The sequence below is a fragment of the Candidatus Solirubrobacter pratensis genome (assembly GCF_000425945.1).
Classification (GTDB): domain Bacteria; phylum Actinomycetota; class Thermoleophilia; order Solirubrobacterales; family Solirubrobacteraceae; genus Solirubrobacter; species Solirubrobacter pratensis.
This window is the reverse complement of the sequence record NZ_KE384481.1, coordinates 346,873-369,115: the sequence shown is the minus strand read 5'-3', so window position 1 is coordinate 369,115 and position 22,243 is coordinate 346,873. Positions and strand designations below refer to the sequence as shown.

Annotated in this window: 21 protein-coding genes; 7 read left to right on the top strand and 14 right to left on the bottom strand. The window is 72.4% G+C overall.

Annotated elements, in window-relative coordinates; genetic code table 11:
• Positions 1-64 precede the first annotated feature (64 nt).
• The 4 genes from H958_RS48580 to hppD are packed head-to-tail and all read right to left on the bottom strand — an operon-like array spanning position 65 to position 3,618.
• On the bottom strand, positions 65-232 hold the full coding sequence (locus H958_RS48580) for a hypothetical protein (protein WP_156028433.1): 168 nt from the start codon (positions 230-232) through the stop codon (positions 65-67).
• Positions 233-276: 44 nt separating this feature from the next.
• Positions 277-1,470: a homogentisate 1,2-dioxygenase gene (locus H958_RS0131275; protein WP_028061536.1), complete on the bottom strand. Its 1,194-nt coding sequence runs from the start codon at positions 1,468-1,470 to the stop codon at positions 277-279.
• Positions 1,470-2,489, bottom strand: a complete 1,020-nt coding sequence (locus H958_RS0131270) for a serpin family protein (RefSeq protein WP_028061535.1) — start codon at positions 2,487-2,489, stop codon at positions 1,470-1,472. Before H958_RS0131270 ends, H958_RS0131275 begins: the two co-directional genes overlap by 1 nt.
• Positions 2,490-2,493: 4 nt before the next feature.
• The gene (gene hppD, locus H958_RS0131265; protein WP_037412162.1) at positions 2,494-3,618 is read right to left on the bottom strand and encodes a 4-hydroxyphenylpyruvate dioxygenase; all 1,125 of its coding nucleotides are present in this window, start codon (positions 3,616-3,618) and stop codon (positions 2,494-2,496) included.
• A gap of 74 nt (positions 3,619-3,692) precedes the next feature.
• Between hppD and H958_RS0131260 the strand changes: the two genes are divergently transcribed.
• From H958_RS0131260 to H958_RS0131250, 3 genes are all read left to right on the top strand, one after another.
• Positions 3,693-4,133: an Lrp/AsnC family transcriptional regulator gene (locus H958_RS0131260; protein ID WP_028061533.1), complete on the top strand. Its 441-nt coding sequence runs from the start codon at positions 3,693-3,695 to the stop codon at positions 4,131-4,133.
• A gap of 149 nt (positions 4,134-4,282) precedes the next feature.
• Entirely contained in the window at positions 4,283-5,200 is a 918-nt protein-coding gene (locus H958_RS41755) for an acyl-CoA desaturase (protein ID WP_037412159.1), read from the top strand.
• A 918-nt stretch (positions 5,201-6,118) separates the two neighbouring features.
• A complete protein-coding gene (locus H958_RS0131250; protein WP_081686481.1) occupies positions 6,119-7,897 on the top strand; it encodes an ABC transporter substrate-binding protein in 1,779 nt (592 codons plus the stop codon).
• Here H958_RS0131250 and H958_RS41750 read toward each other — a convergent pair.
• The 3 genes from H958_RS41750 to H958_RS0131235 are packed head-to-tail and all read right to left on the bottom strand — an operon-like array spanning position 7,886 to position 9,940.
• The gene (locus H958_RS41750; RefSeq protein WP_081686480.1) at positions 7,886-8,758 is read right to left on the bottom strand and encodes an LLM class flavin-dependent oxidoreductase; all 873 of its coding nucleotides are present in this window, start codon (positions 8,756-8,758) and stop codon (positions 7,886-7,888) included. The two genes, H958_RS0131250 and H958_RS41750, sit on opposite strands and share 12 nt — an antisense overlap.
• The gene (locus tag H958_RS0131240) at positions 8,733-9,680 is read right to left on the bottom strand and encodes an EamA family transporter (protein WP_028061764.1); all 948 of its coding nucleotides are present in this window, start codon (positions 9,678-9,680) and stop codon (positions 8,733-8,735) included. Before H958_RS0131240 ends, H958_RS41750 begins: the two co-directional genes overlap by 26 nt.
• Complete coding sequence (locus H958_RS0131235; RefSeq protein ID WP_028061531.1) at positions 9,677-9,940, bottom strand: GNAT family N-acetyltransferase; 264 nt, start codon at positions 9,938-9,940, stop codon at positions 9,677-9,679. The genes H958_RS0131240 and H958_RS0131235 overlap by 4 nt, the downstream gene beginning before the upstream one ends.
• Before the next feature lie 133 nt (positions 9,941-10,073).
• Here H958_RS0131235 and H958_RS0131230 point away from each other — a divergent pair, with 133 nt between their 5' ends.
• Together H958_RS0131230 and H958_RS47105 are read left to right on the top strand one after the other, a co-directional pair.
• Positions 10,074-11,003 carry a LysR family transcriptional regulator gene (locus tag H958_RS0131230; RefSeq protein WP_028061530.1) on the top strand — a complete coding sequence of 310 codons (930 nt, stop codon included), beginning with the start codon at positions 10,074-10,076 and terminating at the stop codon, positions 11,001-11,003.
• Between the two features lie 419 nt (positions 11,004-11,422).
• Positions 11,423-11,572: a hypothetical protein gene (locus H958_RS47105; protein ID WP_156028432.1), complete on the top strand. Its 150-nt coding sequence runs from the start codon at positions 11,423-11,425 to the stop codon at positions 11,570-11,572.
• On the opposite strand, the gene H958_RS0131220 is transcribed toward H958_RS47105, so the two are convergent.
• Together H958_RS0131220 and H958_RS0131215 are read right to left on the bottom strand one after the other, a co-directional pair.
• Positions 11,547-12,221 carry a response regulator gene (locus H958_RS0131220; protein ID WP_037412155.1) on the bottom strand — a complete coding sequence of 225 codons (675 nt, stop codon included), beginning with the start codon at positions 12,219-12,221 and terminating at the stop codon, positions 11,547-11,549. The genes H958_RS47105 and H958_RS0131220 overlap by 26 nt on opposite strands.
• Complete coding sequence (locus H958_RS0131215) at positions 12,209-13,351, bottom strand: sensor histidine kinase (protein ID WP_051325064.1); 1,143 nt, start codon at positions 13,349-13,351, stop codon at positions 12,209-12,211. Before H958_RS0131215 ends, H958_RS0131220 begins: the two co-directional genes overlap by 13 nt.
• Before the next feature lie 134 nt (positions 13,352-13,485).
• Here H958_RS0131215 and H958_RS0131210 point away from each other — a divergent pair, with 134 nt between their 5' ends.
• Positions 13,486-14,427, top strand: coding sequence for an ABC transporter ATP-binding protein (locus H958_RS0131210; RefSeq protein ID WP_081686528.1), 942 nt, complete (start codon positions 13,486-13,488; stop codon positions 14,425-14,427).
• A complete protein-coding gene (locus H958_RS0131205) occupies positions 14,424-15,233 on the top strand; it encodes an ABC transporter permease (protein ID WP_028061526.1) in 810 nt (269 codons plus the stop codon). The genes H958_RS0131210 and H958_RS0131205 overlap by 4 nt, the downstream gene beginning before the upstream one ends.
• On the opposite strand, the gene H958_RS0131200 is transcribed toward H958_RS0131205, so the two are convergent.
• From H958_RS0131200 to H958_RS41735, 5 genes are all read right to left on the bottom strand, one after another.
• Positions 15,214-16,038 (bottom strand): hypothetical protein, encoded by an 825-nt coding sequence (locus H958_RS0131200; protein WP_028061525.1) that lies wholly within the window; start codon positions 16,036-16,038, stop codon positions 15,214-15,216. The genes H958_RS0131205 and H958_RS0131200 overlap by 20 nt on opposite strands.
• A 42-nt stretch (positions 16,039-16,080) precedes the next feature.
• Complete coding sequence (locus tag H958_RS41745; protein ID WP_196807656.1) at positions 16,081-16,293, bottom strand: hypothetical protein; 213 nt, start codon at positions 16,291-16,293, stop codon at positions 16,081-16,083.
• A 56-nt stretch (positions 16,294-16,349) separates the two neighbouring features.
• Entirely contained in the window at positions 16,350-19,163 is a 2,814-nt protein-coding gene (locus H958_RS41740; RefSeq protein ID WP_037412152.1) for an ATP-binding protein, read from the bottom strand.
• 888 nt (positions 19,164-20,051) lie between these two features.
• Positions 20,052-20,618: a dihydrofolate reductase family protein gene (locus H958_RS0131180; protein WP_028061524.1), complete on the bottom strand. Its 567-nt coding sequence runs from the start codon at positions 20,616-20,618 to the stop codon at positions 20,052-20,054.
• Positions 20,619-20,681: 63 nt separating this feature from the next.
• The gene (locus H958_RS41735; RefSeq protein WP_051325063.1) at positions 20,682-22,208 is read right to left on the bottom strand and encodes a sensor histidine kinase; all 1,527 of its coding nucleotides are present in this window, start codon (positions 22,206-22,208) and stop codon (positions 20,682-20,684) included.
• Between the last annotated feature and the right edge of the window lie 35 nt (positions 22,209-22,243).

The following is a 22,243-nucleotide window of genomic DNA, read 5'->3' as shown; positions in this document are numbered from 1 at the left end:
GGGCGCGCCGGCGCCGTCGCGGGCGGGAGCGGGTCGATGGCGGGAGGGCCGGGCGGCGGCGCGGCTACTGCTCGAGCTCGCGCGCGATGCGGGCGATCTGGCGCGCGACGTGCCGGCGGTGCTCCTCGGTCGGGCTCTCCTCGGCCGCCAGCGCGTCGGCCAGCGTCCGGATCACCCAGAGCGGGGTGCGCAACGGCTCCTCGATCGTCCCAACTGGCGGCCAGGGCGTCATCTCGCCCCCCTGATCGGCGGCCCGGCCGAGAACTGAACCTCCTGTCACGCCGGATTTCCGCTCGGAGCGGCCTCCTCGTACCAGGAGTAGGCGTAGCTGGGGTCGTCCAGGTCGCGCGCGAGCGTGGTGAGCTTGAGCGGGCGGAACGTGTCGCACATGACCGCGAGCTCGTTGGTGGACTTCATCCCGAGCGACTTCTCGACCGTCCCCGGCTGCGGCCCGTGCGGCAGTCCGGAGGGGTGCAGGGTGAAGCAGCCGACGTCGACGCCCTTGCGCGCGGCGTAGTCGCCGTCGACGTAGTACATGACCTCCTCGCTCTGCACGTTGGAGTGGTGGTAGGGGAGCACGATCGCCTGGTCGTCCCAGTCGAGCATGCGCGGGCAGAACGAGCAGATCACGAAGTTCGGGCCCTGGAACGTCTGGTGCGCGGGCGGCGGCTGGTGCAGCCGGCCGGCCTTGGGCTCGAAGTCGTGGATGTTGAACGTGTAGGGGTAGACGTAGCCGTCCCAGCCGACGACGTCGAGCGGGTGGTAGTCGAGCACGTAGTCCTGATAGCCGCCGCGGACACGGACCTTGACCTCGTGCTCGCTGCGATCGCGGTGCGTGACGAGCTCCGCCGGCGGGTGGAAGTCGCGCTGCGAGAACGGGGCGTGCTCGAGCAATTGGCCGTAGCGGTTGCGGTAGCGGTTCGGCGTCTCGATCTCGCCCGGCGTGTAGAACGTCAACCACTTCTGCGGCTCGTCGAAGCGGAGGCGGTACGTCGTGCCGCGCGGGATCACGACGTAATCGTGCTTCGAGTACGGCAGCGTGCCGAAGATCGTCTCCACGACGCCCGAGCCCTCGTGGACGAAGATCACCTCGTCGCCCTCGCCGTCGCGGAAGAAGTACTCGGCCTCGCGCTCCGGGATGCAGATGCCGAGCTCGACGTCGCCGTTGTACTGGAGCACGCGCCGGCCCAGCACGCAGTCGCCCTGGGGCTCCAGCTCGCGCGTGTTCGTGAGCCGGTGCACGTGGGTGTCCGGCACCCACTCCTCGAGGACGATCGGCTCGAACTCGCCGACGTCCTTGACGCGGCACGGCGACCACAGGTGGTAGAGGATCGACTCGTTCCCCGAGAAGCCCTCGAAGCCCATCACCTCCTCGACGAGGAGCGGCGAGCTGCCGTTGGCCGACGAGTCGGGATCGCGGAACTGGACGTGCCGCTTGGCCGGGATGCGGCCCAGGCTGTGGTAGCGCATCAGGCGCTCCTCTCTCGGGGATGGCGCACGCGGCCCACGAACAGCAGCGTGCCGCTCGGCGCGTGCTCGACAGCCCAGGTGAAGGGGCGGTCGAAGGTCAAGTGGAAGGTGGGGCCGACGACGGCCGAGACGGCACGGGCGGTCACGGTCGTCACGGCCGCCGCCCGCGTGCCCTGGTCGTCGACGTCGACGCGTGCGCGCTGGAGGATGCGGCCGAGCGCCTTCGCGCCGTCGCCGCGGAACAGGTCCTCGAGGTCGCCGCCGGGAACGAACGCGGGCCCGAGGCCCAGCTCCTCGAGCGCGGCGCCGAGATCGTGGCGCGACTCGGCGCCGAACGTGGGGAGGACGACCGTCCCGTGGCCGCGCGACCAGTCGAGCGCCTGCCAGCCGGGGAGCGTGATCGCGGGCGGGGACGCGACGGGCGGCGATGCGGCGTGGGTTGCCGCCGGCGGGGCCGCGGCGTGGGTTGCCATGGGCGGCGGATCGGCGGGGTCGAGCACCGCGACGAAGCGCAGCTCGCCGTCGCCGTACGGCAGCCGGATCGCGCCGTCCGCGTGCTCGAACACGCCTTCGACGGCCATCATCTCGACCTCGCCGGCGCCGTCGAACGGGCGCCTGCCGATGCGGTGGAACGGGAGGCGCCATTTCGCGTCGAGGTAGATCGCGTCGGTCAGCGCGAGCTTCTCGTCGGGGTCGAAGCCATCGACGACGCTCGGGATCATCCCGTGCGTCCTCTCGCGCGCCCAGGCGTTCACGCGCTCGGCGTCGAGCGGGCCGGTGTCGAGCGTCAGCGCCGGGCCGGGCGTGTAGCCGTCGGCCAGCCACGCCGCCTGGGCCAGGGCGAGTCCCGGGGCCGCCACCTCGGGGACCTCGCCCGGCCCGAGCACCTCCTCGAGCGCCGCGCGCGTCTCCCCGCGCGCGCCGCGCCGCACCACGTCCAGCGCGCGCCGGACGCCGTACGGCGAGAGGACGGTGTCCCCGCGACCGTCGAGGCGATCCAGCAGCGCGAATGCGTCCATGGGCCTAGAGGTTGCCGCGCAGCTCCTGCTCGCGCTCGATCGCCTCGAAGAGCGCCTTGAAGTTGCCGTCGCCGAAGCCGCGCGCGCCGTGGCGCTCGATCACCTCGAGGAAGACCGTCGGCCGGTCGCCGCTCGGCTTGGTGAAGATCTGCAGCAGGTAGCCCTCGTCGTCGCGGTCCACGAGGATGCCCAGGCGGCGCAGGTCCTCGAGGTCCTCCTCGATCTCCCCGACGCGCTCCGGCACCTCCTCGTAGTAGGTGTCGGGCGTGCGCAGGAACTGGATCCCGCGCGCCTGCAGGGTCTCCACGGTCTTGACGATGTCGCGCGTGGCGACGGCGATGTGCTGCGCGCCCGGCCCGCCATAGAACTCCAGGTACTCGTCGATCTGCGACTTGCGCTTGCCCTCGGCCGGCTCGTTGAGCGGGAACTTCACGCGCCCGTTGCCGTCTGACACGACCTTCGACATCAGCGCGGAGTACTCGGTCGAGATGTCGTCGTCGGAGAAGTGGATCATCTCCTTCATCCCGAAGACGTCCTCGTAGTACTTGACCCAGCGGTCCATCGCGCCCAGCTCGACGTTGCCGACGATGTGGTCGATCGCGAGCAGGCCGGCGTCGCCGACGGCGGGCGCAATGTCGCGCGCCGCGTAGCCGGGCAGGAACGCGCCCTTGTAATCCCCGCGCTCGACGAACGTGTGCAGCGTCTCGCCGTAGGTCGCGATGGTCGCCATGCGCACGGTGCCGTCCCCGTCGCTCGCCTCCCACGGCTCGCGTATGCCCTCGGCGCCGCGCGCGACCGCCTCGCGATACGCGTGCTCGGCGTCCGGCACCGACAATGCGATGACCTTCACGCCGTCGCCGTGGTGCGCGACATGACGGCCGATCTCGTGGCCGGGCGTGAGCGCGCCCGTGAGCACGATGCGGATGCGCCCCTGCTGGAGCGCGTGCGACACGCGATCGCGGACCCCGGTCTCCAGGCCGGCGTACGCGACCTCCTTGAAGCCGAGCGCCTGGATCCAGAAGAACGCCGACTGCAGCGCGTTGCCGACGTAGAACTCCACGTGGTCGATGCCGTGGAGCGGCATGAAGTCCTTGGCCTCTGAAGGCGCGACGACGGGCTGGATGCTCATGCACTTAATGGTTGCGCTGTCCGTGAGACGACACAACATCGATATGTTGCGAAAGTGCAACACTTCACGGCCGGATGGACGACATCGACCGGCAGATCGTTGCGGCGCTGCGCGAGGACGCGCGCCGCTCATTCCAGAGCATCGGCCTGCGCGTCTCGCTGTCCGCGCCGGCCGTCAAGCGGCGCGTCGACAGGCTCGAGGCCGACGGGATCATCCGCGGGTACGCCGCCCGCGTCGATCCCGGGCGCTTCGGGTGGACGACGCACGCGCACGTGGCGCTCTACTGCGAAGGGCGGATGGCCGCCTTGGAGGTGCGCGAGGCGGTCGAGCGCCACCCCGAGGTCGAGGCGGCGTACACCGTCGCGGGGGAGGCGAGCGCGATCCTGCACGTGCGGGCCCGCGATACTGCGCACCTCGAGGAGACGCTCGAGCGGATCCGCGACCACCCGGGGATCACGCGGACGCAGACGCAGATCGTGCTGTCGACGCTGTTCGAGCGCCCGTTCGAGGAGTAGCCGGCGCGCCGTCCGGATCGACACGGGCGCCGCGGCGCCGCCGGTCGGTGACCTCTCGGTGGTAATCATCGCGAAGCTACAAATTCGCCTGCCAATACTCGTGGCGAACCCCAGAGACCGTGACCGGCGTTGCGGGTAGCCTCCATGGCATGACCGCTCTCGAGCGCAGAGTCAACATGACCGCCGTCCTGCTCCCGTTCGTCGTCGTAGCGATCGCCGTGCCGCTGCTGTGGGGCGATCTCGTCGGCTGGTCCGACGTGGCCGTCTTCGCGCTCATGTACATCCTGAGCGGGTTCGGCGTGACGGTGGGCTTCCACCGGATGCTCACGCACCGCGCGTTCCAGGTGCACAAGGCCACGCGCTACCTGTTCGCCATCATCGGGTCGCTGTCGGTTCAGGGCCCGGTGATCGACTGGGTCGCCGACCACCGCAAGCATCACGCTCACACGGATCAGGAGGGCGATCCGCACTCGCCGCACGTGGGGCACGGCGCCGGCGTCAAGGGTGCCCTGAAGGGGCTCTGGCACGCGCACGTGGGCTGGCTGTGGCGCACGCACGGCGAGGCTCGCGCGTCCAAGTACGCCAAGGATCTCGTCGAGGATCGGGGCATGCGCCTGATCAACCGGCGCTTCCCGCTCATCGTCCTGGTGTCACTCGGGCTCCCGGCGCTTCTCGGCGGGTTGCTCACCATGAGCGCCAAGGGCGCGCTGACGGGTCTCATCTGGGGCGGGTTCGCCCGCATCTTCCTCCAGCATCACGTGACCTGGAGCGTGAACTCGGTGTGCCACTTCTTCGGCAAGCGGCGCTTCGACGTCGAGGACCACTCGACCAACGTGTTCTGGCTGGCTCTGCCGAGCTTCGGCGAGTCGTGGCATCACAACCACCACGCCTTCCCGCGCTCTGCGGCGCACGGCCTGCGCTGGTACGAGCTCGATCCGTCGGCGATGCTGATCGCGCTGATGCGTCGCACCGGGCTGGCCTGGGACGTCGTGAGGATCACGCCCGAGCGCCAGCAGGCGAAGCTCGCGCAGGACGCCGAGCACCCGCGCGTGGCAGAGCCCGTCTGACGCGTCGGGTGCCCGCAGCGCGCGGTCCTCTCGCCGCTCCCGCCCGGCAGCTTGCGCCAGCGCGTCGTTGATCGCGCCGGCGCTCCCGCGAGTTGCTGACGCCCCCGGACGCCGCGGGACATCTGCGCGCTTCTTCGCCCGACAGCGACGCGAGTGCCCCGCGCTCCTTTGTGAGCGGTCCCGGGCCCCGAACTGCGCAGTAAGGAGAGCGGCAGGCTCGAATCCCGGCCGTTTCCGCGGGAGCTCCGCGCACTTCTCCGGCCGGGCGGCAACGCGAGAGCTCGCGACGGCGCATCAGCAGCCGGCGGGACCGGAGCTGCGACTTCGCCCACGTTCTCTCGCTCAGGCTTGGTGAACGCACGTGATCGACCATCCTCGCTCGCGCAGCGTGGCGGGTGCGTCACGTTCCTTCGAACATATATCGATAAACGTGACGCACCCCCTCGTGGCCCGAGGAAAAACGATCACCGGGCCTCGCGAGCGGGGAAGGCGACCCGGCCCCCACCTCCTTACTGCCCGCCGTTCGCCGGTCCCGCCCCGGGCACCACGGCCGGCGCCGCGGTGGTGTCGGCCGGCGCCACGACCGCTTGCAAAGTCTGCGCGGGCGGTTCTCACGTCGCTGCCGGGCGAAGAAGCGGGCAGCTGTCCCGCGCAAAGCTTGCGCCCGGACTCTCGCGTCGCTGCCCGGCGCGTCCCACTCCTGACCCGGAGCCCCCGCGCCGCCCACGCGACCGCCGCGCACTCGCGCCGGCACTACACGTGATCGCCGCCGGACCGATCCGGCCGGTTACGCACCACGCGGCGCGTCTCCTCCTCGCGGATGACGCGTCCATCGCCTGAGCGCTCTAAGGTTCCTGCATCCTGCTGTGGCCTCACGAGGTCCAGGCCAGGGTCTGAGTACACCTGTAGGAGGGTTTCATGACAGTTGGAGCTTGGCGCGCCGCGGTGGCCGCGGCGACCGCCAGTCTCGTCTTAGTCGTCGCAGGCTGCGGTGGCAGTAGCAACGAGGGCAGTTCCACGCCGGCCAAGCCGGGCGGCACGCCCGCGGGGAGCTCGGCCAAGAAGGGCGGGGACCTGAAGGTCCTGTACGGCGGCGATGTCGACAATATCGACCCGCGTCAGACCTACTACCAGTACGGCAACCTCGTCGCGTACGCGACGCAGCGCCCGCTGTACTCGTACAAGCCCGACGACGCCAAGACGCCGCAGCCGGACCTCGCCGACGGCCCGCCGCAGATCTCCTCGGACGGCAAGACCGTGACCGTGAAGATCAAGACCGGCGTCAAGTTCTCGCCGCCGGTGAACCGCGAGGTGACTTCAAAGGACGTCGCCTACGCGCTCGAGAGCGGGTTCACGAAGACCGTCCCGGGCCCGTACCTCGGGGCCTACATGGGCGACCTCACCGGTCTGAAGGCGTTCCAGAGCGGTAAGGCCAAGCACATCTCGGGCATCGAGACGCCGGACGACCAGACGATCGTCTTCAAGCTCGACCGCCCGCGCGCCGCGATCGTCGCGGGCATGCTCAGCATGCCGGCCTCGGCGCCCGTGCCGGAGGAGTACGCCAAGAAGTTCGACGCCAAGAACCCGAGCACGTACGGCCAGAACCAGGTCGCGACGGGCCCGTACATGATCCAGAACGACGCGAGCGGCAAGACGATCGGCTACAAGGCGGGCCAGGAGATCAAGCTCGTCCGCAACCCGAACTGGGACGCGAAGACCGACTACAAGCCGGCCTACCTGGATTCGATCACGATCACCGAGGGCGTCGACCCGCAGGTCGCGAGCCGCCAGATCCTCAGCGGCCAGAGCCAGGTCTCCGGCGACTTCCAGCTGCCGGCCGAGATCCTCGCGCAGGTCTCCAAGAACTCGACGCAGAAGAGCCAGCTGATCATCACGCCGCCGACCGGCCGCTACCGCTACATCTCGCTCAACACGCGCAACAAGCCGTTCGACAACGTCAACGTGCGCAAGGCGATCCTCGCGGCATTCGACCGCAACGCGCTGCGCCAGGCGTTCGGCGGCCCGCTCACGGGCGAGATCCCGACGCACTTCATCCCGCCGGGCCAGCCGGGCTTCGAGGAGTCCGGCGGCAAGAACGGGCCGGGCGTGGACTTCCTCGCCAAGCCTGAGGGCGACATGGCGCTCGCGCAGGAGTACATGAAGAAGGCGGGCTACGCCTCCGGCAAGTACGACGGCAACCAGACGTTCACCGCGGTCGCCGACAGCGCGACCCAGCAGAAGAACGTCGCCCAGGTCGCGCAGGAGCAGTTCGCCAAGCTCGGCTTCAAGGTCAAGACGCAGTACGTCGTGCGCTCGACGATGTACACGAAGTACTGCCAGGTGCCCAAGAACGAGCCGGACATCTGCCCCAGCGTCGGCTGGCTGAAGGACTTCGCCGACCCGGAGACCCTGATGGACCCGGTCTTCAACGGCAAGAACATCCTCGACGTCGCGAACTCCAACTTCGCGTTGCTCGACGACAAGGCCGCCAACGCGGAGATGGACAAGGCCGAGGTCGTCAACGACCCGACCCAGCGCAACCAGGCGTGGGGCAACGTCGACAAGACCGTGACCGGCCTGGCGCCGGGCATCCCGTGGCTCTGGGACACCCAGCCGATCCTGGAGTCCAAGAACGTCAACGGCGTGGTCAGCCAGGCCAACGCCGCCTGGGATCTGACGTTCACCTCACTGAAGTAGCGCGGCGCCGAGGGCTCTGACCGAGCCTTCGGTGATGGGGCCGGCGACGACGATGACCTCGTCGGCGCCGGCCTCTCCCAGCGCTTGCACGTGGGCGCGCACGTCCTCGAGCGCCACGACCGGCGTCTCGAGCTCGCGCTCGGGGTTCGCCGGGTCCACGACCACGTGCGCGCACGCGCTGCGCGTGATCTCCGCGGGGTCGCGCCCCGCCTGCTCGGCGGCTTCGGAGATGCGGGCGTTGAGCTCGGCGAAGCCCTCCGGCGTGTTGCCGTAGTCGGCGTACCACGTGTTCCACACGTCGGCGTGCGGGAGTGCGATCGAGAGCATGCGCGGGCCGTTGGAGCCGATCATGATCGGCACGCGGCGCGCCGGCTCGGGCAGCAGGACGGCGTCGTCGGCCGAGTGGAAGCGGCCCATGAACGTCACGCGCTCGCCGGCGAGCAGCGGCGCGACGATCGCGAACGCCTCCTCGAAGCGGGCGACGCGGCGGTCGTACGGGATGTCGAAGGCGGCGAACTCGCGCGCGTTCCAGCCGGCGCCGACGCCGAGGACGAAGCGGCCCCCGCTGACCTCGTCGATCGTCGCGGCCATCTTGGCCAGCAGCCCCGGAGGGTGGAAGCCGGCGCAGGCGACGAGCGGGCCGAGCTCCACGCGCTCGGTCGCGGCGGCGAGGGCGCTCAGCAGCGTCCACGCCTCCCACGGTCCGCGCTCGGCCACCGGCGCGGGCTTGTCGTCATAGAGCAGGTGGTCGCCGAGCCAGATCGAGTCGAAGCCGGACTCCTCGGCGGCGCGGGCGATGGCGAGGTACTCGGGCCAGCGCACGTCGCGCTCGACCTCAGGGAGCTGGATTCCTATGCGCACGGGGGCGGGACTCTATGCGGATCACCAGCGCGACCGAGGCCACGATCACCGCGGTGCCCGCGATCATCATCCCCGAGATCGACTCGTCGTTGATCAGCCAGCCGAGCACGATCGCCACGACGGGGTTCACGTACGCGTAGGTCGAGACCTTCGCGATCGGCGCGTTCTGCAGCAGCCACGTGTAGGCGGTGTAGGCGAGCAGCGAGCCGAACGTGATCAGGTATGCGAGCCCGAGCAGCGAGCGCAGCGACCACTCGCCGGGATGGATGTCGCCGCCCTCGCCGCCGATGAAGCCCGCCGCGAACACGGCCAGGCCGCCGAGCATGCTCTGCCAGCCGATCGAGACGAGCGGGTCGCGCGGGAGCGAGATGCGCGGCGAGGCGAACGAGCCCGTCGCCCACATCAGCGCCGCGCCGACGCACGCGAGCGGGCCGGCGATGCTCGCGCCGCCCTCGGGCCTGACCACGAGGGCGAGGCCGGCGAAGCCGAGCAGCAGGGCGCCGAGGCTGCGGCCGCTGATGCGCTCGCCGGAGGCGAAGCGGAGCACCATCACCCACAGCGGGATCGAGCCGACCAGCAGCGCGGCCAGGCCGGACGGGACGTCCTGCTCGGCGACGCTCAGCACGGCGTTGGCGCCGGGCAGCATGAGGCCGACGAAGCCCGCCGAAAGAAGTTGCGCGCGCGTGGGCTTGATGGCCGCCAGGCCGCGCCGGAGCGCGACGAACGGCAGCACGAGCGCCCCGACGACGATGAAGCGCGCGCCGGCCGACAGCAGCGGCGGCATCGTCTCGACCATCAGCGAGATGGCGAGGTAGGTCGACCCCCAGACGATGTAGACGATCCACAGGTTCGTCCATACCTGGACGGGCGAAGCCTCGGCCCGGGTGAGGATCGGCCGGGCCGAGGCTTCGGCGGTGCTCACGCGGCGGACGCCCGCATGCGACGGGCGCGATACGCGAGCAGGTCGACGACGTCGGCCGTGCGCCGGAACGGATCGGCGACCTTGGCGCCGGTGTCCACGGAGAGCGCGGCGACGACCTCGTCGTCGGCCTCGGCCACGAGCAGATCGCCCTCGGGGAGCGGGCGGGAGTCGAGCTCGGCGAGGCGACGCAGGGCGGGTCCGTCAGAGCCGCGGGCGGCGCGGATGAGGACAGTAGGAGCGCGGTTGGCGAGAGCGGACATCGTGATCCTTAGGACGATCGGGCGGCGGGTTGTGTTCCTAACGCTCGACGGGGTGGGTTCGTGAGATCCATGATCGGCGACCTCCGGCATCAGCGCAAATGACGTTTTGCAGGTCGTGGTATAAGATCCGCTGATGCTCGACGTCCGCCGCATGCGCGTCCTGCGCGAAGTCGCCGTCCGCGGGTCGTTCTCCGCCGCCGCCGAAGCCCTGTCGTTCACGCAGTCGGCCATCTCCCAGCAGATCGCCGCGCTCGAGCGCGAGACCGGCACGACGCTCGTGCAGCGCAATGCGCGCGGCGTGCGGCTGACCGAGGCGGGCGAGGCGCTCGTGCGCCACACCGAGGCGATCCTCGCCCGGCTGCGCGAGGCGGAGGCCGAGCTCGAGGCGATCGCCGGCCTGCGCGGCGGGCGCCTGCGGCTGGCCTCGTTCGAGTCCGCCGCGGCGACGCTGATGCCGCTCGCCATCGCCGCGTTCCGCTCCCGCCACCCCGGCGTCGAGCTGTCGATGATCATGGGCGAGCCGGAGGAGACGCTGCCGCTGCTCAAGAGCGGCGAGCTGGACCTGGTCCTCGGGTTCGACTCGCGCGTGCGCCAGGAGGTCGACGGCATCCAGCGCGAGCAGCTCGTGAGCGACCCGATGTTCCTCGTGATGGCGAACGATCACCCGCTGGCCAACAAGCGCAACGTGAAGATCGCCGACTTCGCCGACGATCCGTGGATCGCCGGCAACACCGACTGCGAGTGCAACCGGCTGATCAACCGCGCCTGCGCGGTCGCCGGGTTCGAGCCGCGAATCGCGTTCCAGACCGACGACTACACGGCGATCCAGGGCTTCGTCGCCGCCGGCGTCGGCGTGTCGCTGATCGCCGAGCTGGGCCTGACCAGCATCCGCGACGACATCGTGGTGCGCCAGCTCGGCCGCGAGACGCCGGTGCGCGAGATCTACGCCGCGACCTGCGCCGGCGCCCACCGCTCTCCGGCCACGCAGGCGATGCTCGACTGCCTGCTGGAGGTCGCGGCGCGCTACGAGACGCGCCGGCCGCAGCTGCAGCTCGTCGGCTGATGGAGCTGCTGCACTAGGCGATCGCTCGGCACGCACGACCTTTCCGGCTCCATGCCCGGCGATCGGCCGGTCGCGTTCCTACAGGTGACCGAAGCATCACGACGGCAAGGTCAAGCTCGTCGACGCCTCGACGCCGACCACCGCGCAGCTCGGCCGCACGGACACCGTGTGGGTCGAGACGAAGCACCCGGTCGAGCTGGGCGCGCCGGTGAGCTTCGGCTCGTTCCTGCCGGGCCTGAAGAAGGACTACGACGCCGAACTGGCCGCCACGGTCACCTCGTCGGCGGGCGACGCGGCCCTGAGCGTGGCCGATCCGTCCGCGACGGCGACGGGCACCTCGTCAACGGCGCGTTCTCGCTGCCGCAGCGCTGCAGGCGAAGGCGTCGAGCCCGCTCGGGTCCGGCGGGGCGCTCGCGCCCGTGGGCGCGACGGTGCTGACGTACACCACGCCGGCGAGCAACGACCCGGTCACCGTCACGTTCCGGCAGTCGATCGGCGACGGCGACGCCCTGCGTGCCGGCGGCTACGCGAAGACGCTGACGTTCACCCTGTCGACGACGAGCCCGTGATGCCGTTGGCGTAGGCGTACACGACGGCCTGGGCGCGATCGCGGGCGCCGGTCTTGGCGAAGATGTGGTTCACGTGGCTCTTCACGGTGGCCGCGCTGACCACCAGGCGCTCCGCGATCTCCGCGTTGGTGAGGCCCTCGGCGATCAGGGCGAGGACCTCCGCCTCGCGCGGCGTCAGGTCGTCCGGCAGAGGCGCGGCGGCCTGGCCCGGAGCCGCCTCGGAGGGGATCGAGAGGGCGGCGACGACGTGGTGCTGGACGGCCGGGTCCAGTGCCGCGTCGCCGCGCGCCACCGCCTCGATCGCGGCGCGGATCTCCTCTGCCCCGGCATCCTTGGTGAGGTAGCCCTTGGCGCCGGCGCGCAGCGCGCCGAGCACCGACGCGTCGTCCGCGTAGGTGGTGAGGGCGATCGCCTTCGGCCGCGGCCCGCGCTCGGCCAGCCGGCGGATCGCCTCGGTGCCGTCCAGGCGCGGCATCCGCAGGTCCATCAGCACGATGTCGGGGTCATGCTCGGCGGCGAGCGCGAGCGCCTCCTCGCCGTCGGCGGCGGTGCCGACGAGCTCGATGCCGTCGAGCATCCCGAGCACCATCGCAAGGCCCTCGCGCACGACGCGCTGGTCGTCGGCGAGCAGGACCCTCAGGGGAGCCACAGGCGCACCCTGAATCCGTCTTCGGTCGGCCCCGCGTCGAGCCGGCCGCCGAGCAGCGCGGCGCGCTCGCGCATGCCCGTCAGCCCGTACCCGCCGCCGCCGGCCATCACCGGCGCCCCCGGACCGTGGTCGGCGACCGTGAGCGTGGTGCCGTCGTCGCCGTACTCGAGCCGCATCTCCACGCGGTCGCCGGCGCTGTGCCTGCGCACATTGGTCAGCGCCTCCTGCGCCGTTCGATAGAGCGCGAGGCGCGCCTCGGAGGACGTCTCGCGCGGGGTGCCGATCACGCTCAGGCTCGCGCTTGGGCCGAACGCCTCGACCAGCTCGTGCAGGCGCTCAGGCCCCGGCAGCGCGTCGCCGCGCAGCGCGGCGATCGCCTGGCGCGCCTCGGCGAGGCCGCCCGCGGCGAGCCGGTGCGCGTGCTCCAGCCCGGCGACGATCTCGGGGTCGGCGCCGCGGCCGCGGGCCAGCAGGCGCGTCCCCTCGAGCTGGAGGGCGAGCGCGGAGAGCGAGTGGGCGAGCACGTCGTGCAGGTCGCGCGCGACGCGGCCGCGCTCGGCCAGCGCGGCCGACTGCGCGGCCGCCTCGCGCGACTCGCGCAGCTCCTCGACGAGCTCCTCCGCGCGGTCGCGGCGCGCGGCGAGCTGTCGGATCATGCGCGTGATCAGGAACCAGGGGACGACGGAGAAGACGAGGCCGGCGGCGGTCGAGGCCGGCTTGTCGTGCTCGAGCGAGACGATCAGCACCTCCGCGAGCAGCGTCCCGCCGGCGACGAGATACCCCGTCACGCGCGGCATCCGGATGCCCGCGATCACGACGACGTAGTAGATGCCCGCGTAGCCGCCGCTGTCGGGCTGTACGGCGGTGAAGACGCAGCTCGCGGCGCCGGCCAGCACGAGCCCGGCGAGCCGCACGCCCGGAGGCAGCTCGTTGAGCGGCAGGCTCGCCGCGATGCCGGCGACGAAGGCGACGACCGCGAGCGTCACCCACAGGCCGTCGCCGTGCAGGCCGGGCATCGGATCGGTCGTGAGCGTCGAGACGACGATCACGAGCAGCGCGACGACGCCGAACACGCGCAGCGCGGCCGGCGGCCGGCCCTCTGACAACCGGGGAAGCTCGCGCACGTTCACATCGCTCACGGTAGGCGCTCGCGCGACGCGCGTCATGGGCGCGCGGGTGGACATCCTCTCCACCCAGGGGTTGAGAAGCAGGTTCGACCCGGGCGCCGATGACGGATCGGGCCATGTTGCCGATGCTTCCCGCCATGATCACGAACTCGCTCGAGGCGGCCGTCGCCGAACGGTCTCAAGGCCGGGAGGAGCCGGCCGTCATGGTGCGCGGGCTGCGCAAGGCCTATGGCGCCGTGCAGGCCGTCGACGGCATCGACCTCACGGTCCGCCGCGGCGAGGTGCTCGCCGTGCTCGGCCCCAACGGCGCCGGCAAGACCACGACCGTGGAGATCCTCGAGGGCCACCGCAGCGCCGACGCGGGCGAGGTCCAGGTGCTCGGCTTCGACCCGGCGCTGCGCGAGCGCGCGTTCCGCGAGCGGATCGGCATCGTGCTGCAGGAGGGCGGCCTGGACCCGGCGATCACGGTGCGCGAGGCGATCGAGCTCTACAGCGCCGCCTACCCGCGTCCACGCGATGCCCGCGAGGTGATCGACCTGGTGGGGCTCGACGGCAAGGCCGACGCGCGCGCGGAGACGCTCTCGGGCGGCCAGCGGCGGCGGCTCGACCTTGCACTGGGCATCGCCGGGGATCCGGACCTGATCTTCTTGGACGAGCCGACCACCGGGTTCGATCCTGCCGCACGACGCCAGTCGTGGGAGCTGATCTCGAGCCTGCGCTCGCTCGGCAAGACGATCCTGCTCACGACGCACTACATGGATGAGGCGCAGCAGCTCGCCGACCGCGTCGTCGTGATCGCCCGCGGCCGCGTGATCGCCGAGGGCACGCCGGATTCGCTCGGCCGCGACGGGCACGCCGTGGTGTCGTTCCGGCTGCCGGACTTCCACGACGGGCTGCCGCTGCCCTCCGCTGCCCGCGTCGAGCGCGAGACGGCGAGCTTCACCACCACCACGCCGACGCGCGACCTCGCGCCCGTGCTCGCCTGGGCGGCGGGGCGCGGCATGGAGCTCGAGAACCTCACCGTCGCCCGCCCGTCGCTCGAAGACGTGTACCTCCAGCTGACCGAGGAGACCCGATGACCCGCACCGATCTCACGCTCGCGCGCCGCTGGATGGCGGCGCGGGTGAAGCTCACGCTGCGCAACCCGCGCGCCGTCACGTTCACGCTCGCGTTCCCGCTACTGCTGGTCGTGCTGTTCAACGCGCTCAACGGCGACACCGACGTCAAGTCGGCCGGGGCGAACGTCCCGTTCTCGCAGTTCTACACGCCGGCGATCGGCATCTTCAGCCTCGTCGCGGCGTGCTACACGACGCTGATCATGGGCATCGCGACCGCGCGCGACAACGGGCTCCTCAAGCGCGTGCGCGGCACGCCGCTGCCGATCGGCATCTACCTCGGCGCGTGGATGACGAGCGCGGCGGTCGTCGGGATCCTCTCCATCGTCGCGATGTTCGCGATCTCCGTGCCGGCGTTCGGCGTGCAGATCTACGCCGACGCGCTCCCGGCCGCGATCGTCACGCTCGTGCTCGGCGCCGCGTGCCTGAGCGCGCTCGGGATCGCCGTCGCCAGCCTGGTCAAGAGCGCCGATCAGGCGATGCCGGTCGCGCAGTTCACGTTCCTGCCGCTGTCGTTCGTGTCGGGCATCTGGTACCCGCTCGACGACGCGCCCTCGTGGGTCGTGGACATCGCCCACTTCTTCCCGCTCTACCACATCGCGCACGCCTTCGAGCGCTGCTTCGTCCCCGGCTCCGGCGCGGCCTGGTCCGGCGGCGACCTGTGGGCGATCGTCGTCTGGACCGCCGTCGCGGCGTTCGTCGCCGCGCGCCGGTTCCGGTTCGAGCCGGGGCAGGGCGAGGGGCTGCGCCTCAGAGTCCTCCGCGCCTGACCGCGGGCACCGCCCGCGCGAGCGCGAGCACGGCGAGCGCGAGCAGGGCCGCCATCCCTCCGACGTAGACGCCGGCGCCCGAGACGTCGCCGGGGTGCAGGAGCGGGAGCGCGAGCAGCAGCAGGCACCAGGCGGCGAGCGTCGCGTAGGGGATGAACGCCTCCGACGGGCGCCGCAGCAGCAGCGCGCAGCTGACGAGCATCGTCCCGACCATCGCGTACCAGGCGGCGACGGCGCGGCCGAGCAGCGGCGTCAGCGCCCACGGCCAATGCGGGGCGACGTCGCCGGGGAAGAGGTACAGCGCGGCGGCGCCGAGGATCATCGCGGCGCCGGCGATCGCGGAGAGCACGCGGACTCCGAGCAACCCCGGGTCCGCCGGCGGCTCGGGCTCGGCGTTGCGGCGCTGGCGCGCGACCAGGAACGGGATGGCGAACGGGACGCCGGCGTACACGATCACCCAGCCCCAGGTCGGCGGGTAGCCGAACTTGAACTTGTCGTGGTGGATCAGGGTCGCCGCCGCCAGCGTCGTGGCCAGCACCCACAACGCCGGCGGCAGCACCTGAAGCGAACGCCACCGGCTCGTCCCGAAGAGGACGAGGCCGGTGGCGAGCGTGCCGGCCAGGAATCCCGCGCCGATGAACGCGGCATCGACCGGCGGCTTGATCGCCCACGCGTAGTCGGTCAGCGCGCGACTGGGGAGGAGATACAGGAACGCGCCGTTCGCGAGGGCGAGCACGAACAGGATCCAGACGCCTGCCCTGGTCAGGGGCAGCACGCTTCCGCGCGGCGAGACGGTGGGGCTCACAGGCGACAGACTCTCAGGGAATCGGAACGCTGCGAACACGGGTCACCTCCTTCGCTCGCTCAGGTAGTGGGGGAGCTGCCTGAGCGCATCCTGCTCGCTCTCGGCGTCGACGACCCACCACAGCCCATGCCCGCCCTGCAAGCAGCTCGAGAGCGCGAGCCGGTGGCGCAGCGGGGAGTCGAATCCACGCCACGCGGCGAACGCGAACGGGCACTCGTCGGCGGGATGGGAATGGCTGAGGAGGAACGTCGGCACGCAGCGAAGGCTGCCGGTCCTCGGCCGGCCCCGGTATCAGGGATCTCCCTGAACCTTCAAGCGCGCTCGCGCCCGACCACCTCCGCGACGGCGGCGCGCGAGCCGACGCCGAGCTTGCCGAACACGCGCGTCATGTGGCTCTCGACGGTCTTCTCGGACAGGAAGAGCTCGGCGGCGATCTCCTTGTTGGTCGCACCGCGGGCGACGAGGTCGGCGACCTCGCGCTCGCGCCCGGAGAGGCCGGCGAGGCCACCGCCCCCGGCCGAGCGGCGCCGGCGGGCGCTCGCAGGGCGGCCCAGGCGGCGCAGCTCGCGCGCGGCCTCGTCGCGCAGCCGGGCGGCGCCGACGGCGGCGAGCTCTGACTCCGCCCGCTCGAGCGCGGCGACGTCGCCGGCCAGCCGGCCGGCAAGCGTGCGCGCCCGCGCGGCCTGGATCACGGCGCCGACGCCGTCGGCGAGCGCCGCGGCCTCGCGCGCGGGCTCCGGGTCGGCGTCCAGCAGCGCGCGGGCGCAGAGCACGGCGGCGCGGGCGTACGGGAGCGTGAGCCCCTCCACGGCGGCCTCGCCGCGGACGACCCACGCCTCGGCCGCTCCGCGCCGGTCGAGCGCGAGCTCGGCGCGCGAGAGCACGGCGTAGAGCCAGGCGCGGCGGCCCGGCTCGACGCTCGGGAACTCGGGCGCGCCGCCGGCGGTCATCGCCGCCAGGCAGCGCTCCGGCTCGCCGGCCTCGAGCTGCGCCGCGGCGACGTGCACGCGCGTGGCGCGAGAGAGCAGGCTCTCGTCGAGCCGGTCGAGCAGCGCGACCGCTTCGGCGCCGGCCGACCGGGCCCGCGGCAGCTCGCCGCGCAGCGCGGAGATCCAGGCGTCGGCGGTCAGGGCGAAGCACAGCATCTGCGGGTTGCCCCACAGCCGGGCGCCCTCGACGGCGGCCTCGGCGTGCTCGGCCGCCTCGCCCAGGCGCCCGCGGACCTCGAGCGAATGCGCGAGCCCGATCGTCATCGGGATCACGAACTGGCCCTGCCCCGACGCGCGCGAGATCGCGATTCCGCGGCGCAGGTGGCCGATCGCGTCGTCGTAGCGCTCGCAGAAGAACTCGGCGAAACCGAGGTAGTACGCGATGTCGGGCCGGCCGGCGAGCGTGCCGTCGTCGAGCGCGTCGATCCGCGCGGCCGCCTCGACCTGCAGCGCCTGCGCGCGCTCCGTACGGCCGAGCCCGAGCTCCCCGAAGCACTCCAGCGCGACCGCGATCGCCGCCAGCGCCGGCGCCTCCGTCTCACGCGCGCGGCGCGCCCACGCCGACACGGCCTCGAAGTCGCTGTCGTAGAGCGCGTCGGCGGCGAGCTCCACCTGCAGGTCGGTCGCGGCGTCGCCCTCCAGCTCGCCCAGCGCGCCGAGCAGCCGCGCATGCGCGGCCGCGTGCCGGCCGAGCAGGTTCTCGCACGTCGCGCACGCCGCCACGAGCCGCGCGCGGACCGGACCCAGCTCCGGCCCGACGAGCTGAAGCCCCTCGTTGAGCGACTCCAGCGCGCGCTCGAGCTGGCCGGTGGCGGCCAGCGCCTGGGCGCTGCCGATCAGCAGCTCCAGCCGCTTGAACGCGTCGTCGTGCGGGAGGAGCCGCAGCGCCGCGGCGTACCAGCCGGCCGCGGTCGACGGCGCGCGAGCGGCGGTGTGGCGGGCGGCCTCGACCAGCACCTCGACCGCCTCCTGCTCCCCCGGCCGGGCGCAGCGCGCGAGGTGGTGCGCGCGGGCGACGAGCGTGCCCCCGCGCTCGGTCAGCGACGCCGCCGCGCGGCCGTGGGCGGCGATCCGCCAGCCCTCGGTCGCCGACTCGTAGATCGCGTGGCGGACCAGGGGATGGCGGAAGCGGTAGCGGCGCGGGACGTCGGTCGTCAGCAGCAGGCCGCCCGCGAGCAACTCGTCCAGCGCGGCCAGCGCCGCGGGCTCCTCGAGGTCTGCGGCGGCCGCCGCGAGATCGAGGTCGATCGGGTCGCCCGCCACGGCCGCGCCCTGCGCGAAGCGGCGGCCCGGCTCGGCCAGCGCGCCGATCTCCTGCTCGAGCGCGCGCAGCACGGCGCGCGGGACGCCGGGCGTCGCGGGCGCGTCGACGGCCGCGGTGACGCGGCGGCCGGCGGCGTGCTCGCGCGCGAGCTGCTCGAGGAAGAACGGATTGCCGCCGCCCTCGTCGAAGATCGCGCCGCGCACGGGTCCGGGGACGTCCTCGCCGAGCAGGGCGTCCGCCTCCTCGCGCGTCAGTGCCGCGAGCGCCAGCTCGGTCACCGTCCCGTCCCGTTCGGCGGTATGCAGCGCACCGGCCAGCAGGGGCCGCACCGGGGCCGGGCGGAACGCCAGCGCGAGCACGAGCGGGCCCTTCGGCGGATGCCGTAAGAGGTGCGCGACGGCCTCCAGCGACGCATCGTCGGCCCAGTGCAGGTCGTCGAGCGCGAGCACCACGGGCCGCAGCCGTGCGAGCGCCTCGAGCAGCGTCCGCAGCGCGCGGTGGGTGCGGTAGCGCTCGTCCTGCAGGCCGCCGGGACTCCCGGCCGCCGGGAGGACGGCCGCCAGCTCGGGCAGCTGCTCGCCGACCAGCCGCTCCAGCCGGTCCACCCCCAGCGCGCCCGCGTAGTCGGCCAGCGCGTCGACCCAGGCGCCGAACGGCAGCTCGCGCTCGAGCTCGGCTGCCCGCCCGGAGAGTACGAGGTGCCCGCGCGCGTCGGCGCGTGCGCGCAGCTCCTCGAGCAGGCGCGACTTGCCGATGCCGGGCTCGCCGGAGAACGCCAGCACCGCGCCGGCGCGACGGTCCAGCCCTCGCAGCGCGTCCTCGACGGCCGCCACCTCCTCGCGCCGTCCGATCAGCCGGGGGAGGGAATCCATGCTCGTAGCCCGACTCTAGTGAGCCACCGCGGTGTAGGGAGGTGCCCGTGCTCCGGACTACGCTCGCAGATCGCCCGATTCGGCACGCTCGCGGAGCCTCCGCGCGGGCCGTCCCGCGGGTCCGGCGAACCGCGCTGGTAAGGGGAGCGGCTGAGCTTGCCGGCGCGGGCCGGATGATCGTTTGAGGCGGCCTCGCGGGGGTGCCCTACGGAACTTCGAATAGTTCGAAGGTTCGTAGGGCAGCCCTCTGGTGTCGCGCGCGAAGATGATCGTTCGCGCGCGAAGAGACCGCGCCGGTGATCGAGCGTGACCGTCAGGCCGTCGCGCCAGAGGGACCCGCATCCCTTACCCGCGCAGTTCGCCGATCCCGCGGCGCGTCCCGGGAGTCCGCGATTCGCGGCTCGCGCGGTCTCCGCGTCGTCCCTTCTCGGGCCCGGAGAACTGCGCTGGTAACAGGCCCATGGCAAGCACGCGTGGAACCAGGCGGCGGGACCGGACGTGATCACGCTGGCCGACGTCGAAGCGGCGCGCCCGCCGGCTCTGGCCGAGCTCGACGACGAGTTGTTCCTGAGTCGCATCCAGTGCGCAACGCCACGCGCCAAGTCGCCTACACCGTCCCGCACTTCGGCGACTTCATGAACCGCAAGTTCCCGCTCGCCGCACCGCTCGCTTCCAGCTGAGGTCCCTCCGAGGGCGCGGCTACTCGTTACTCATCCAGCCGGCTGCGGATGCCGCGCTGACGCAGCTCGCGGCGCTCCTGCTGCAGCTTGCGGCGCGAGATGCCGGCGCACGGCGCTCGCCACGGTGGCGGCCGGCTTCGAGCTCGCGCTCGATCCGGCCGCGCCGCCGGTGCGCGAGCGCTTCGGGTTCACGATGCGCCCGACCGGCTCAGCGTGCTCGTTCGCGCGCGTAGCGCAGGTACGTGACCTGCGAGGGGAACGTTCGCGTCTCCAGCAGGCGCAGCGCGAGCCGCGCGCCGAGCGAGGGGAAGAACGGCGTGCCCGCGCCGAGCACGATCGGGTACACGAACAGCCGGTACTCGTCGACCAGGTCGCGCTCGACGAAGGCCGCCGCAAGGCCCGCGCCGCCGATCGCGATCTCGCCGCCCGGCTGCTCCGCGAGCCGGGCGACGACCTCCTCGATGTCGCCGTCGGCGAGCTCGGCGCCACCCTCAGCGCGCTCGAGCGTGCGCGAGAACACGAGCCGCGGGGTCCGCGTCCAAATCCGCGCGAACTCGATCTCGACGGGCGTCGACGCCGGGTTCTCCTCGGCCGTCTCCCAATAGCGCATCGTCTCGTACAGCCGCCGGCCGTACACGTGCACGCCCGCCGCGCGCGCCTGCTCGTTGTGGAAGCGGTGCAGCTCCTCGCCAGGGCCCGACCAGTCGATCCCGCCGTCGCGGTCGGCGATGAAGCCGTCCAGCGACACCCCCATCGAGTAGATGACCTTCCGCATCCTGCGCCTCCTGAGTCCTGTGGCCCGCCGTACGAGGATCAAGACCCGCCACAGGCCCGGAACTCATCGCGGCTCGATCGGGATCGCGGCGCTGACGAGCGTGCCGCCTTCGGGCGGGCTCTCGATCCGAAGCCGGCCCTCGAGCGCGGCGAGCCGGTCGGCGAGCCCGATCAAGCCGGGTCCGCCGGGCCGCGCGCCGCCGATGCCGTCGTCGCGAACGCCGATGGCGAGCATGCCGTCCTCGATCTGCGCCGTGACCTCGGCGTGGCCGGCGCGGGCGTGCTTGACGACGTTGGTCAGCGCCTCGGAGACCACGAAGTAGGCGGTCGACTCGACGGCCGCCGGGAGGCGCCCGACCGAAACGGCGTTCTCGACCGGCAGCGGCATCCGCGACGCGAGCTCGTCCACGCCGGCGCGCAGGCCGCCCCGGGTGAGGACCGCGGGGAGGATGCCGTGCGAGAGCTCCCGCAGCTCGGCGGTCGCGCGCTCGGCGTGCCCGAGCCCCTCCTCCACCAGCGCCCGCGCACGTCCGCCGATGCCCTCGAGGGCGCGCAGCGCGAGCTGGAGCGTGATCATCGTGTGCACCAGGCGCTGCTGGGCGCCGTCATGGAGGTCGCGTACCACCCGCCGGCGCTCCTCGTCGGTCGCGGCGACGATGCGCGCGCGCGAGGCGGCAAGCTCGGCGCGCGCCTCGATCGTCGAGATCGCGGTCGCGACGAGCTGCGTGAACTCGCCGATCCGTCCTTCGGTGCCCACGGGCAGCGGCTCGGGCTGCTGGGAGACCGCGATCATCGCGCCCCAGACCTTGCCGTCGACGACGATCGGCGCGCCGACGCCGGAGTGCACGCCCATCGCCCGCGCCCGCTCCGCGATCTCGCCCGACGCGTTCGCGTAGTCCTCGATGCGCGCCGACCGGCCGGTCCGCCGCACGATCACGGTCAGGTTCTCGCCGTCGAGCGGCAGCCGGATGCCGGTCGGCATCGAGGTGGCGCTGTCGCCCCAGTCGGCCACGACGGTCGCGGTGTCGTCGTCCTCGAAGCGGAACATCAGCGTGACGCCGACGCGCAGCAGCCAGCCGACCTCCTCGACGACGGCCGTGAACACCTCCGCCGGCGAGGCCGCGCGCGCGACGAGCACCGCCACGCGGCGCAGGGCGGCCTGGGTCTCCGCGAGCACGCGCAGCTCCTCCGCGGTCGCCTCGACCATCCGCTGCGCCTCGCGCAGCTCCTCGTCGGCCTGCCGCCGGTCGGTCACGTCGCGCGCCACGCAGTAGATGGCGTCGCGCGCGGGGATCGTGCGGATGTTCGACTGCAGCCAGCGGACGGTGTCGTCGGCGCAGACGAAGCGGCATTCGAAGCCGATCACGTCCTGCCCGCGCTCGAGGTCCTCGAGCACGTCGCGCATCGCCTGTACGTCGTCCGGGTCGACGAACTCGATGAACGGCTGCGTGAGCAGCTCCGCGCGCGTGTAGCCGAGCGTCCGCTCGAACGCGCCGTTGACGCGCTTGAAGTAGCCGTCGAGGCCGGCGATGTACAGCAGGTCGAGCGAGAGCTCGAAGAACTGCTCCAGCTCGCTCTCCCACGGCGGCACAGACAACAACTATGACTGTCTCGGCGCCGCGCGGG